This window comes from Streptomyces sp. AK010 (assembly GCF_014207295.1).
Lineage (GTDB): Bacteria > Actinomycetota > Actinomycetes > Streptomycetales > Streptomycetaceae > Streptomyces > Streptomyces massasporeus.
Genome location: NZ_JACHCX010000002.1, coordinates 454,683 through 467,738, shown reverse-complemented (window position 1 = coordinate 467,738; position 13,056 = coordinate 454,683). Strand labels below are relative to the sequence as shown.

Here is a 13,056-nt window from a genome sequence, read left to right as displayed (position 1 = left end):
TCGGTCAGTCGAGGCGGTGGGCGCCCGATGAGGGGACCGCTTCGAAGACTCGGGGGGTTGTGAAGCCCGCCGTCGCGAAGGCCTCTGTCACTGCCTTGGTGATGGCGTCGACGTCCGGCTCCTCCGCGAGGACGATCGCCGAGCCGCCGAAGCCGCCGCCCGTCATGCGGGCGCCCAGCGCGCCGGAGGCCAGGGCCGTGTCGACGACCAGGTCCAGCTCCGGGCAGGAGATGCGGAAGTCGTCGCGGAGCGAGGCGTGGCCCTCGACCAGGACGGGGCCGATCGCGCGGGTCTCGCCCGCCTCCAGGAGGGAGACGACCCGTTCGACGCGCTCGTTCTCCGTGACGATGTGGCGGACCAGGCGGCGGACCTCCTCCTCGTCGCCCAGGCGGGCCAGGGCCGCGTCCAGGTCGGCGTAGGGGACGTCCCGCAGCGCGTCGACGCCCAGCAGGTCCGCGCCCTTCTCGCAGCCGGCGCGGCGCTTGCCGTACTCGCCCTCGCTGTGGGAGTGCTCGACCTGCGTGTCGACGACCAGGAGCCGCATGCCCTCGGCGGCCAGGTCGAAGGGGATCTGGCGCTGGGAGAGGTCGCGCGTGTCGAGGAACAGGGCGTGGCCGGCCTCGCAGCAGGCCGACGCCGTCTGGTCCATGATGCCGACCGGGGCACCGACGTAGACGTTCTCCGCGCGCTGGCACAGGCGGGCCAGCTGCCAGCCCCGCAGGCCGAGGGAGAACAGGTCGTTCAGGGCGAGCGCGACGACGATCTCCAGCGCCGCCGACGACGACAGGCCCGCGCCGGAGGGGACCGTGGAGGTCAGGTGGATGTCCGCGCCCGTGACCGCGTGGCCGGCCTCGCGCAGGGCCCAGAGCACGCCCGACGGGTACGCCGTCCAGTTCCGGTCCGCCCCCGGCGCCAGCTCGTCGACGCGCAGCTCGACGACCCCGCCCTCGACGTCCGCCGAGTGCAGGCGCAGCACGCCGTCCGTGCGCCGGGAGACGGCCGCCACGGCGGTGTGCGGCAGCGCGAAGGGCATCACGAAGCCGTCGTTGTAGTCGGTGTGCTCACCGATGAGGTTGACGCGGCCCGGGGCCGCCCAGACACCCTCGGGGGCGGTTCCGTAGAGCTCCTCGAAACCGTCCCGCACCTGCTGTGCGCCCACTACTGCTCCCTTGAGATGTTCTGCGCGAAGTCCCACGCGTCCGCGACGATCCCCGCGAGGTCCGCGCGGGACGGGTTCCAGCCCAGCTTCTCGCGGGCCGTGTCGGCCGACGCCACCAGGACCGCCGGGTCGCCGCCCCGGCGCGGGGCGACCACTTCCGGGATCGCGTGGCCCGTCACCGTGCGGACCGTCTCGATGACCTCGCGGACCGAGAAGCCGTTGCCGTTGCCGAGGTTGCAGATGAGGTGCTCGCCGGAGGTGGCGGCCGTCAGGGCCAGCAGGTGCGCCTCGGCCAGGTCCGCGACGTGGATGTAGTCGCGCACGCAGGTGCCGTCCGGCGTCGGGTAGTCGTCGCCGAAGACCGAGATCGCCTCGCGCCTGCCCTGCGCGACCTGGAGGACCAGCGGGATCAGGTGGGACTCGGGGTCGTGGCGCTCGCCGTACGCGCCGTACGCGCCCGCCACGTTGAAGTAGCGCAGGGAGACCGCGCCGAGGCCGTGCGCCGCCGCCTCGCCCGTGATCATGTGGTCGACGGCGAGCTTCGAGGCGCCGTAGGGGTTGGTCGGCGACGTGGGCGCCGACTCGACGATGGGGACCTGCTCCGGCTCGCCGTACGTCGCCGCCGTCGAGGAGAAGACCAGCGTGCGCACGCCCGCCTCGCGCATCGCGGCCAGCAGCGCCATGGTGCCGCCGACGTTGTTGTCCCAGTACTTCTCGGGCTTCACGACCGACTCGCCGACCTGCGAGAACGCGGCGAAGTGCAGCACGCCGTCGAAGGAGGGGTCCAGCCACTTGGCGGCGTCGCGGATGTCGCCCTCGACGAACGTCGCGCCCGCGGGGACGCCCTCGCGGAAGCCCGTGGAGAGGTTGTCGAGGACGACGACCTCGTGACCGGCCTCCAGCAGGTGCTGCGCGACCACGCTGCCGACGTATCCCGCGCCACCCGTCACCAGGTACTTCCCGCTCATGAACTCGCTACCTCTCGCAGTCGCTCGGCCGCGCGCTCCGGCGGCACGTCGTTGATGAACACGTTCATGCCGGACTCGGAACCCGCGAGAAACTTCAGCTTGCCGGAAGTGCGGCGGATGGTGAAAAGCTCGAGGTGCAGCGCGAAGTCCTCGCGCACGACCCCGTCGAACTCCTCCAGCGCGCCGAACGGCGCCTGGTGCCAGGCGGCGATGTACGGCGTCGGAGCCTCACCCTCGCCGAAGATCCGGTCGAAGCGCCTCAAGAGTTCCAGATAAACCTTGGGGAACTCTGTGCGCGCGCCCTCGTCCAGGCCGAGCAGGTCGGGCACGCGGCGCTTGGGGTACAGGTGGACCTCGTACGGCCAGTGCGCGGCATACGGCACGAAGGCGACCCAGTGTGCCCCCTCCAGGACGACCCGCTCACCGGCGAGTTCACGCTCCAGGACGGCGTCGAAGAGGTTCTCCCCGCCGGTCATCTCCTTGTGGGACGCGACCGAGCGGAGCATCAGGGCGGTGCGGGGCGTGGTGAAGGGGTAGGCGTAGATCTGCCCGTGGGGGTGCTGGAGGGTCACGCCGATCTCGGCGCCCCGGTTCTCGAAGCAGAACACCTGCTCGACGGCAGGGAGATGCGACAGCTCCGACGTGCGGTCCGTCCAGGCCTCCAGCACCAGGCCCGCCTGCTCCTCGGTGAGTTCGCCGAAGGACGCGTTGTGGTCGGAGGTGAAGCAGACGACCTCGCAGCGGCCCGAGTCGCCGGCGAGCGAGGGGAAACGGTTCTCGAACACGACGACGTCGTACGAGGAGTCCGGGATCTCGCTCAGGCGGTCGCCCTCGGAGGGGCACAGGGGGCACTCGTCGGCCGGGGGGTGGTAGGTGCGGCCCTGGCGGTGCGAGGCGATGGCGACGGAGTCGCCGAGCAGGGGGTCGCGGCGGATCTCGGACGTGGTGACGGTGCGGTCCAGCGGTCGGCGGTCGGTCGCGTTCCGCACGCTGTCGTCACGCAGGTCGTAGTAGATGAGCTCGCGACCGTCGGCCAGTCGGGTCGAGGTCTTCTTCACGCCGGACTCCTTGTCCTTCAAACAGAACCCAACATACTTAAACACGACCCACCCCAATCGTCAACATCACAATCAAACAAAGAGCGTCATCGGACGTGTTCAATCACTGAAGGCGGAGAAGTAGATTCCGCGAGGTATCGGTTCACGCTACGAAGCGAGGGCTCATGCAGACCCCCACATATCTGTCAGCCGAGCTGCGACTCCCCACGAACTGGCTCGACTACACGATCCTCGGCATCTACTTCGTCGTCGTCCTCGGCATCGGCTTCGCCGCCCGCCGCTCGGTGAAGACCAGTCTCGACTTCTTCCTCTCCGGCCGTTCGCTGCCCGCCTGGGTGACCGGCCTCGCGTTCATCGCGGCCAACCTGGGCGCAACCGAGATCCTCGGCATGGCCGCCAACAGCGCCCAGTACGGCGTCTACACCACGCACTGGTACTGGATCGGCGCCATCCCGGCCATGGTCTTCCTGGGCCTGGTGATGATGCCCTTCTACTACGGCTCCAAGGTCCGCTCGGTCCCCGAGTTCCTGCTGCTGCGCTTCGACAAGGCGGCGCACCTGCTCAGCTCGGTCCTCTTCGCCTTCGCCGCGATCCTCATCGCCGGCGTCAACCTCTACGCCCTGGCCATCGTCGTCGAGGCGCTGCTGGGCTGGCCGGAGTGGGTGGCGATCGTCGTCGCCGGCTTCTTCGTCCTCGCCTACATCACCCTCGGCGGCCTGTCCTCGGCGATCTACAACGAGGTCCTCCAGTTCTTCGTGATCCTGGCGGCGCTCATCCCCATCACCTTCCTCGGCCTGAAGAAGGTCGGCGGCTGGGACGGCCTGTCCGACTCCCTCACCGAGAGTCGCGGCGCCGACTTCATGACGTCCTGGGGCGGCACGGGCATCGGCAGCGACAACCCGCTCGGCGCGAACTGGCTGACCATCGTCCTGGGTCTCGGTTTCGTGCTCTCCTTCGGCTACTGGACGACGAACTTCGCCGAGGTGCAGCGCGCGCTGTCCGCGAAGAACCTCTCGGCGGCGCAGCGCACCCCGCTGATCGCCGCGTTCCCGAAGATCTTCATCGTGTTCCTGGTCATGATCCCGGGCCTGGTCGCCGCGGTCCTGGTCCCCAAGATCGGCACGTCCGACTCCGACCTGCAGTACAACGACGCCATCCCCTACCTGATGGAACAGCTGCTGCCCAACGGCGTGCTGGGCATCGCCGTGACCGGCCTGCTCGCGGCGTTCATGGCGGGCATGGCGGCCAACGTGTCGTCGTTCAACACGGTGTTCACGACGGACATCTGGGCGAAGTACGTCGTCCGGGACCGTGAGGACGCGTACTACGTGCGCTTCGGCCGCCTCATCACCGCGGTCGGCGTCCTGGCCTCCATCGGCACGGCGTTCCTCGCGCGGTCCTTCTCCAACATCATGGCCTACCTCCAGACGCTGTTCTCCTTCTTCAACGTGCCGATGTTCGTCGTCTTCATCATCGGCATGTTCTGGAAGCGGGCTTCGATGAAATCGGGCTTCTGGGGGCTGCTCGCGGGCACCACCGCGGCGATGGTCAACTACTTCGTCCTCTACAAGCAGGACATCATCGACATCCCCTCCGACCAGGGGGCCAACTTCGTCTCGGCGATCGCGGGCTTCGTCGCGGGTGCGGTGGTGATGGTGGCGGTGTCACTGTTCACGGCGCCCAAGCCGACCGAGGAGTTGCAGGGACTGGTCTACGGCACGACCTCACCCGGCATGGCGGAGCCTCCGGCGCCCGGGGACGAGGCCTGGTACCGCAAACCGGCGCTGCTCGGCTGGGGCGCGATCGTCCTGGCCGCGGCCTGCTACATCCCGTTCTCGTTCTGACCGACGGAGGATTGATCGCACATGTCCGAGTCCCACTCCGAGAAGGACCTGCAGCGGGAAATCACCGACCTGGAGGGCAAGTCGGCGACCGCAGCGCGGCTGTTCGACATCCGGCGGATCATCGGTGGGCTGTTCGTGGTCTACGGCGTCATCGTCACGATCGCGGGGTTTACGGCGTCCGACGCCGACATCGACAAGGCGGCGGGCGTCAACATCAACCTCTGGACCGGGTTGGGGATGCTCCTGCTGGGCCTGTTCTTCCTGGCCTGGCTCAAGCTGAGGCCGGCGGCCCCGGCTCCGCCCGGGGTTGAGCCGGAGGACGACGAGCAGGTGGGGTAGCGCTGCGCGTCGATGCCGGGGCCGGGTGGGTGCACAGCCCTGGGTAGCGGGGCACCCGGCGTCGGTGCCGAGGCCGGGTGAGCCCACGCCCCGGCATCCCGAGGTGCCACCGCGTCGGCGCCGAAGCCGGGTGGGTCCGCAGCCCGGCGGAACGGGGTGCCGCTGCGCCCACCCGTGCCGCCCCCAGCGGCACGCATGCCCGCAGCGGGGCGGCTGCGCACCCCCACCCCGCGTCAGGCAAAGCGCACGCACACCCCCACTCACCTCACAGCTCTCGCGGCACCGGTCCCGCCCGGTCCAGCAACCCCGTCCGTGCCGCCAACGCCGCCGCCTCCAACCGGGACCCCACGCCCAGTTTCATCAGCACCCGCTGGACGTGCGTACGCGCCGTCGACGGTGCGATGCCCATGCCCGCCGCGATCAGGCGGGTGTCCTCGCCGTCGGCGACACGGACCAGGACCTCCACCTCCCGCGGCGTGAGCATCTGGAGCAACCGCTGGCCCTCGTCGTCCGGTTGGGCCGCCGGGTTGAGCAACTCGCTGAACGCCCCCTGCAGCAGCTGCGGCGCCACCGCCGCCTCCCCCGACCGCGCCTTCATGATCGCTCGCTCGACACCCTCTATGCGCTCATCGTGCCGGACGTACCCCGACGCCCCCGCCGCGAACGCCGCCGCGATGCCCCGGGGGCTCGGCACCGGCCCCAGCACCAGCACCGCCACCTGCGGCCGCTCCCGCTTGATCTTCACCACCGGGTCGAAGATCCCCGGTTCCGCCGGCGTCGCCGTCCCCAGCAGGCACACCTCCGGCGCCCGCGTGATCACCAGCTCCGCCGCCCCCGCGGCCGGCGCCGCCGCGGCCAGCACCCGGTGCCCCCGCAGCTTCAACGCCGAAGCCAACGCCTCGGCCAGCAATCGGTGGTCGTCGACCACCATGAGCCGCACTCCCATCGAGCAACCCCCCAGTCACCCCAGCCCCCCACGGAAGCCCCCCGGCTCCCCCGCCTTCATGCCCCCGGAAGCTACACGCTTGTTCGACGTCGCGCTCCCCCTACCGGCGAGAATCGCCCCGGATCGCCGAAATTCCTCTCATTCCAGGTTGACCGCGCCAAACAGCTGTGGCCCCGCCCCTGAACAGGGACGGGGCCACATCAGCCACCAGTCGATCAAGAACCGGTCAGCACCCGATCAGACCCCGGTCGGAGCCCGCCCAGAGCCTGGTCAGCCCGTACCGAAGCCGACCGCCAGATACTCCTTCTCCCGCACCGTCGACCGCTTGCTCGCGTACACCTTGGACATGTACAGGTGCCCCTCGGCGTACAGGAACTCGGAGTACTCCGGCGACATGCTGGTCTCCACGTCACGGACCGACTCCGTCGAGGGATTCTGCAGCAGCGTCGTCTGCTTGAAGCTGCCCCCGGCGATGCTCACGATCTGTCCGCCCTTGTCGTAGGGCGGACGCTTGTACGCGATCAGGTTGCCGCCGTCCATGCGCAGCGGCGAGATCGTGTAGCCGTCGCCCGCGTCGGCCCGCTGCCCGGTCTGCTTGCCGGTGGCGAGGTCGAAGGCGACGATCTCGTTGGTCTGGCTGTACTTGCCGGTGCCGTCGTGCTCCTCGGTCGGCAGGTACAGCCGGTCGTTGCCGACGGCCAGCAAGTTGCAGGCCTCGACGCGCGTGATGCCCTCGCAGCGGGCCGCGAACTGCTCGCCCGGCGCGGAGATGCGCGTGCGCAGCTTGCCGGTTTTGCTGTCGATGGAGAAGAAGTCGGAGATGCCGCTGCCGTCGCCCGCGGAGTCGCCGACGTCGGCGGCCACGACCAGCGGGTTGGTCGACACGATGCTGGCGTACTCGATGCCCTCGGTCATCTTGTACTCCGAGATCACCTTCCCGGACTTCGGGTCGATGGTCTGGATGTGCAGCTGCCGCTGGTCGTACGAGCCGCACTTGCGCACCGCGACCAGCTTCTCGCCGCCGCCGTACCCGGCGTCGTAGCAGGAGTCGGTCGGCTTCGGGCTCCACAGGAGCTTGCCGGAGACGTCGAAGGCGGCGCCGCCACTGGTGCTGCCGACGGCGACGGTCTTCCCGCTGAGCGTGATGTTGTCGAAGTTGATCAGCTGGTCACCGGTCTTGACGGTCTTCGTCCACAGCTTCTTGCCGGCGTCGAGGTCGATGAGCGCGATCTGGCTGCACCCGTGCGACGGGTCGGCCTTGGTGGGCATCGCCGGCTGGTAGAGGATCGCCGTCAGGTTGTCGTCGGTGACGTGGCGGCTGGCCTGGCAGACCGGGCCGGCCAGCGGGAGCTTCCACAACTCGCTGCCCTTGTCACGGTCGTAGCCGACGATCTGGGCGATGCCGCTCTTGACGTACGCCTTGTCGGTGAGCCACGAGCCGGAGACGACGACCGTGCTGTCGTTCTTCACCTCGGGCGCCGGGACCTGGAAGAGGACCTTGGCGCTGGGGTCGGACGGCGCCTTCTCCTTGCCGGAGGTGGTGCCGCCGTTGTCGTCGTCCGTGCCGCCGGTGCCACCGCTCACACCGGCGGTGTCGTTCTGCCTGCCCTCGTCCTTGCCGGACGAGGCGTACCAGACGCCGCCGCCGATGATCAGGGCGATCGCCACGACCGCGGCGACGATGATCGCCATCTGGGCGTTGAACTTCCCGCCCCCGCCCGGCTGTCCGGCCTGCGGCTGGTGCGGCATGGCCTGCTGCGGATAGCCGTAACCGGGCTGCTGACCGTAACCGGGCTGCTGACCGTAACCGGGCTGCTGACCGTAGCCGGGCTGCTGCCCGTAACCCGGCTGCCCATAGCCCGGCTGCCCGTAAGGCGCCTGCTGCGGCTGCCCGTACGCCCCCGGCTGCTGACCGGGGTAGCCGTAGCCGGGCGGGCCCTGCCGGGCCTGCGGAGGCTGGGGCGCCGGAGCCCCCTGCGGATACCCGTACCCCTGCGGAGGCGTGGGCGGAGTCTGCGGCGCGGCCGGCGCAGGCGTCTGCGGAGCCTGCGGCGCCTGGGGGTAGCCGTACCCCGGCTCAGGGGCCTTGCCGAGGTTCGGCCCGGCCGCGGGCGGCGGGGTCTGCGGCGGCTGGTCCTGCGGCGGCTGGTCCTGGGGCGGTCCGAAGCCGCCCCCCTGCGGGGGCTGCTGGGGCGGAGGGGGCGGCGGCTGGGTCATGGCGTGGGTACCTCGGGGAAGGGGACGGACGACGGGGCGGGTTCGGAAGGAGGAGGAAGAGTCACTTGCCGTAGGCGAGCATCAACTTCTCCTTCGAGTCGTCGTTCCCGCTCAGCCGGGTCGTCGAGATGTAGAAGCGCCCGTCGACCCAGTCGATGTCCTTGGAGAAGAAGCCGTTCTCGATGTCCGCGGCACCCTCGGGGTTCTGCAGCAGCTTGGACGGCTTGTGGCTGCTGCCGCCGGTCGGGATGGACACGATCTGCCCGCCCGCGTCGTACGACGGCTGCACGTAGGCGATGAGCTTTCCGCCCTCGGTCTTCACCGGCAGCATCGACTCGTCGGAGGGTGACTTCACGCGCCACTTCTCCTTGCCGTTGGCGAGGTCGACCGCGACGATCTCGTTGGCGCCGGTGGTGGCCTCGGTCGGCAGGTACAGCGTGGTCTCGTCGGCGGCGACACCCTGGCAGCCCGTGAGATTGCGCTCGAGGATGGCCCAGCCGCACTCGGGGGCGAAGTCCTCGTCGAAGCCGACCTGCGAGCGGAACTTGCCGCCGGAGGTGAAGGTGGAGATGTTCCAGGCCTTCTTGTCCTCGTTGGTGCTGTACACGACCAGCGGGCTCACCGAGTAGGTGCGCGCGACCCGCCAGCCCTTGTCGAACGGCTGGGTCCACCTGGCCTTGCCGGTCTTCGGGTCGAGCTCCTGGATCTCGTCGTGCTCCTTGTCGGAGCCCGCGCCGCAGGAGGAGACGGCGATCAGCTTCTCGCCGCCGGCGAACGCGGCGGGGAAGCAGGCGTTGCCGTACTTCTTCTTGTCGAAGAGCTTGTCGCCGCTGGTGACGTCGTACGCCGTGCCGGACTGGGAGCGGCCCACCATCAGCGTCTTGCCGGTGATGGACAGTTCGACGGAGAGCGTGGAGTCGAACAGGGCGCCGTCGGCGACCTGTTCCTTCCAGCCCTTCTCGCCGGTGACAAGGTCGATCTCCTGGAGCTGGTTGCACTTGGCGCGGTCGCTGCTGCCGCTCATGTACGCGACGACGATCTTGTCGTCGGACGTCTTCTGCGGAGTGGTCGCGCAGATCTTCTGCGGGAAGGTGATCGCGTCCCAGGAGGGCTTGCCGTCCCCGACGTTGTACGCGGACAGCTGCTTGTAGGCGGCCTTCACCGCGATCTTGTCGGTGATCCACATGCCGTCGGCGTCGGCGCCGGAACCGGGGGCGTCGGGCGCCTCCTTGTACCAGAGGACCTTGGCCTCGCCGGCCTGGCGGCCCGCGTTGAGGTCCTCCGGGTCCTCGCCGCCGTCGCCGCTGCCGTCACCGGGGTTGACCGGGGCGGAGGAGCCGGGCTTGGCGTCGTCGGTCTTCTGGGCGACGGGCTTCTTCTTGCCCTTGCCGTCGTCGCCACCGGTGACGGCCCACACGGTGCCGCCGACCACGAGCAACGCGGCGACCGCGGCACCGATGATCATGGCGGGCTTGCCCTTGAAGGGGTTGCTCGAGCCGCCTCCGGGCGGGGTGCCGGGCGCGCCGGGGTACTGCGGCTGCTGCGGGTAGCCGTAACCGGGCTGGCCGTACGGCCCCGGCTGCTGCGGCTGCCCGTAGGGGCCGGGGCTGTACGGCCCCGGCTGCTGCGGCTGCCCGTACGGACCGGGCTGCTGCGGAGGCTGCTGCGGGTAGCCGTACCCCGGCTGCGGCGGGCCAGGCTGCGGCGGGCCCTGCGGGGGCGGCGGCGTCTGGGGCGGGCCCTGGGGCGGCGGCGGGGTCTGCGGTGCCCCGTAACCACCGCCCTGCGGCGGCTGGTTCTGCGGTGCTCCGAAGCCACCGTGCGGCGGCTGACTGGGCGGCTGGGTCATCAGCGGCTCCCCCGTTCGATCACTGATTTTTAGCCACGCCCTGAGATACGAAATGGGCTCAGAGTCGCTTCATAAAGTTCTAAGACGACTCTTTGTATCACCAGGTTCCGACAGCGACCGGGCCGTATCACCCCCTGTTCCCAAGGGAGGACCGGCCCGTGATGCCGTCGTTATGCGTCTTCACGCACCCTTCACGCGTCCTCGGCGAGTTCCAGCCAGCGCATCTCGAGCTCCTCGCGCTGACCGGCCAACTCCCGCAGCTCGGCATCCAGTTCGGCCACCTTCGCGAAGTCCGTGGCGTTTTCGGCGATTTGGGCGTGGAGCTTGGTCTCCTTCTCGGAGACCTTGTCGAGCTGCCGCTCGATCTTCTGGAGTTCCTTCTTGGCGGCGCGCTGGTCGGCGGCGCTCTTCTCCGGGGCGGCGGTCTGCGACACGGCGGCGGGGGCCGAGGCCGCCGCGGCCTCCTCCATGCGCTGCCGCCGCTCCAGATACTCGTCGATGCCGCGCGGCAGCATCCTGAGGGCACCGTCGCCGAGCAGGGCGAAGACCCGGTCGGTGGTGCGCTCGATGAAGAACCGGTCGTGGGAGATGACGATCATGGAGCCGGGCCAGCCGTCGAGCACGTCCTCCAGCTGGTTCAGCGTCTCGATGTCGAGGTCGTTGGTGGGCTCGTCGAGGAAGAGGACGTTGGGCTCGTCCATGAGCAGGCGCAGCAACTGGAGCCGGCGGCGCTCACCGCCGGACAGGTCCCCGACGGGCGTCCACTGCTTCTCCTTGGTGAAGCCGAACGTCTCGCACAGCTGCCCGGCGGTCATCTCGCGCCCCTTGCCGAGGTCGACGCGCTCGCGCACCTGCTGCACGGCCTCCAGCACGCGCGTGGCCGGGTCGAGTTCGGCCACCTCCTGCGACAGGTAGGCCAGCTTCACCGTCTTGCCGACGCGGACGCGTCCGCCGACGGGCTGGGTCTCGCCCTCGGACCTCGCGGCCTCGGCCATGGCCCGCAGCAGGGACGTCTTGCCGGCGCCGTTGACGCCGACGAGGCCGATCCGGTCGCCGGGCCCGAGCTGCCAGGTGACGTGCTTGAGGAGGACCTTGGGGCCCGCCTGGACGGTGATGTCCTCCAGGTCGAACACGGTCTTGCCCAGCCGGGTCGACGCGAACTTCATCAGCTCGCTGCTGTCCCGGGGCGGCGGCACGTCCGCGATGAGTTCGTTGGCGGCTTCGACGCGGAAACGGGGCTTGGACGTACGGGCGGGCGCCCCGCGGCGCAGCCAGGCCAGCTCCTTGCGGACCAGGTTCTGCCGCTTGGCCTCCTCGGTGGCGGCGATGCGCTCGCGCTCGGCCCGGGCGAAGACGTAGTCGGAGTAGCCGCCCTCGTACTCGTAGACGTCGCCGCGCTGGACGTCCCACATGCGCGTGCAGACCTGGTCGAGGAACCACCGGTCGTGGGTGACGCACACCAGTGCCGACCTGCGGGTCTGCAGATGCCGGGCGAGCCAGGCGATGCCCTCGACGTCGAGGTGGTTGGTGGGCTCGTCCAGGACGAGCAGGTCCTGCTCCTCGATGAGCAGCTTGGCCAGGGCGATCCGGCGCCGCTCACCGCCGGAGAGCGGGCCGATGACGGTGTCCAGTCCCTTGGGGAACCCCGGCAGGTCGAGTCCGCCGAACAGGCCGGTCAGCACGTCCCTGACCTTGGCGTCGCCCGCCCACTCGTGGTCGGCCATGTCGCCGATGACCTCGTGGCGGACGGTGGCCTCGGGGTCGAGGGAGTCGTGCTGGGTGAGTACGCCCAGGCGCAGCCCGCCGGAGTGGGTGACGCGGCCGGTGTCGGCGCTCTCCTGCCGGGCGAGCATGCGGATGAGCGTGGTCTTGCCGTCGCCGTTGCGGCCGACGACACCGATGCGGTCCCCTTCGGAGACGCCGAGGGAAACGCCGTCGAGCAGGGCGCGGGTGCCGTACACCTTGCTGACGTTCTCGACATTGACCAGGTTGACGGCCATTACTCTCCTGCCAAGGGGGATGGATCGACCCCCAGGGTAGTCGCGCGCGGGGGTGCTCCGGCCGGGGCGGTCAGCCGCCGTCCGCCGCTTCCCGGCCGCGCGGGTAGCGCCACACGTCCATCAGCCTCTCGTCGAACGGCAGCCCCGGGTCGCGGGGACCGATCCGGTGCTCGGCCTCCACGCAGCGCGGATCGTCGCGGTAGGCCAGGCCGGACACGGCGTCGATGCGGATCTCCTGGCGCTCGTCACGGGTGAGGGCGACCAGGGCGTCCCCCACCCCGGGCTCGCTCCCCCGGTAGTGCCCGAGCCGGCGGCACGCGGCCTCGCGCACGCCGGGGTCCTCGTCACCGGCCAGGGTGAGCACCGTGGTGAGGCCCTCGGGGGTGACCTGGGAGCGGCCGTCCTCGGAGCGCTCCAGGGTGTCCCGTCCGGCAGCCGGCGCAGGGGGTCGGCACCGCCCTCGAGCAGCGCCTCGGCGACCGGTGTGTCGTACGCAGCCACGGCCAGGCAGAGGACCGGCAGGCCCGTCCGCGAGGGTGTCGGGGTCGGCCCCGTCCTCCAGCAGGGCCCGGACCTCGTCCGGGTCCGAGCGCCGCACGGCCTCGACCCGTCGCTCCACGCCTGTGCTCCCCCTCGTCGACGACCCGGGGGAGCCTGGACACCCGGCGGCTGCCGG

At 70.2% G+C, this 13,056-nt stretch carries 10 protein-coding genes; 2 read left to right on the top strand and 8 right to left on the bottom strand.

Features of this window, described 5'->3' with window-relative positions; all coding sequences use genetic code 11:
• Positions 1 to 4 precede the first annotated feature (4 nt).
• From galK to galT, 3 genes are read right to left on the bottom strand one after another with little or no spacing between them, the layout of a single operon-like run.
• Positions 5 to 1,159, bottom strand: a complete 1,155-nt coding sequence (galK, locus tag HDC93_RS05460; protein ID WP_185007676.1) for a galactokinase — start codon at positions 1,157 to 1,159, stop codon at positions 5 to 7.
• On the bottom strand, positions 1,159 to 2,127 hold the full coding sequence (galE, locus tag HDC93_RS05455) for a UDP-glucose 4-epimerase GalE (protein ID WP_185007674.1): 969 nt from the start codon (positions 2,125 to 2,127) through the stop codon (positions 1,159 to 1,161). Before galE ends, galK begins: the two co-directional genes overlap by 1 nt.
• Positions 2,124 to 3,185: a galactose-1-phosphate uridylyltransferase gene (gene galT, locus HDC93_RS05450; protein ID WP_185007672.1), complete on the bottom strand. Its 1,062-nt coding sequence runs from the start codon at positions 3,183 to 3,185 to the stop codon at positions 2,124 to 2,126. The genes galE and galT overlap by 4 nt, the downstream gene beginning before the upstream one ends.
• A gap of 164 nt (positions 3,186 to 3,349) precedes the next feature.
• On the opposite strand from galT, the gene HDC93_RS05445 reads away from it, so the two are divergent.
• Together HDC93_RS05445 and HDC93_RS05440 are read left to right on the top strand one after the other, a co-directional pair.
• The gene (locus HDC93_RS05445) at positions 3,350 to 5,029 is read left to right on the top strand and encodes a sodium:solute symporter family protein (RefSeq protein WP_185007670.1); all 1,680 of its coding nucleotides are present in this window, start codon (positions 3,350 to 3,352) and stop codon (positions 5,027 to 5,029) included.
• A 21-nt stretch (positions 5,030 to 5,050) separates the two neighbouring features.
• A complete protein-coding gene (locus tag HDC93_RS05440) occupies positions 5,051 to 5,368 on the top strand; it encodes a hypothetical protein (protein ID WP_185007668.1) in 318 nt (105 codons plus the stop codon).
• A 265-nt stretch (positions 5,369 to 5,633) separates the two neighbouring features.
• Here the strand turns inward: HDC93_RS05440 and HDC93_RS05435 are convergent, their stop codons facing one another.
• The 5 genes from HDC93_RS05435 to HDC93_RS38160 all read right to left on the bottom strand — a co-directional run bounded on the left by HDC93_RS05435 (position 5,634) and on the right by HDC93_RS38160 (position 12,999).
• Positions 5,634 to 6,314 (bottom strand): LuxR C-terminal-related transcriptional regulator, encoded by a 681-nt coding sequence (locus tag HDC93_RS05435; protein WP_185007666.1) that lies wholly within the window; start codon positions 6,312 to 6,314, stop codon positions 5,634 to 5,636.
• 270 nt (positions 6,315 to 6,584) lie between these two features.
• Complete coding sequence (locus HDC93_RS05430) at positions 6,585 to 8,531, bottom strand: PQQ-binding-like beta-propeller repeat protein (protein WP_185007663.1); 1,947 nt, start codon at positions 8,529 to 8,531, stop codon at positions 6,585 to 6,587.
• A 61-nt stretch (positions 8,532 to 8,592) separates the two neighbouring features.
• Complete coding sequence (locus HDC93_RS05425) at positions 8,593 to 10,380, bottom strand: PQQ-binding-like beta-propeller repeat protein (protein ID WP_185007661.1); 1,788 nt, start codon at positions 10,378 to 10,380, stop codon at positions 8,593 to 8,595.
• Between the two features lie 191 nt (positions 10,381 to 10,571).
• Positions 10,572 to 12,380 (bottom strand): ABC-F family ATP-binding cassette domain-containing protein, encoded by a 1,809-nt coding sequence (locus tag HDC93_RS05420; RefSeq protein ID WP_185007659.1) that lies wholly within the window; start codon positions 12,378 to 12,380, stop codon positions 10,572 to 10,574.
• A gap of 70 nt (positions 12,381 to 12,450) precedes the next feature.
• Positions 12,451 to 12,999 carry a HEAT repeat domain-containing protein gene (locus HDC93_RS38160; protein WP_260419415.1) on the bottom strand — a complete coding sequence of 183 codons (549 nt, stop codon included), beginning with the start codon at positions 12,997 to 12,999 and terminating at the stop codon, positions 12,451 to 12,453.
• Between the last annotated feature and the right edge of the window lie 57 nt (positions 13,000 to 13,056).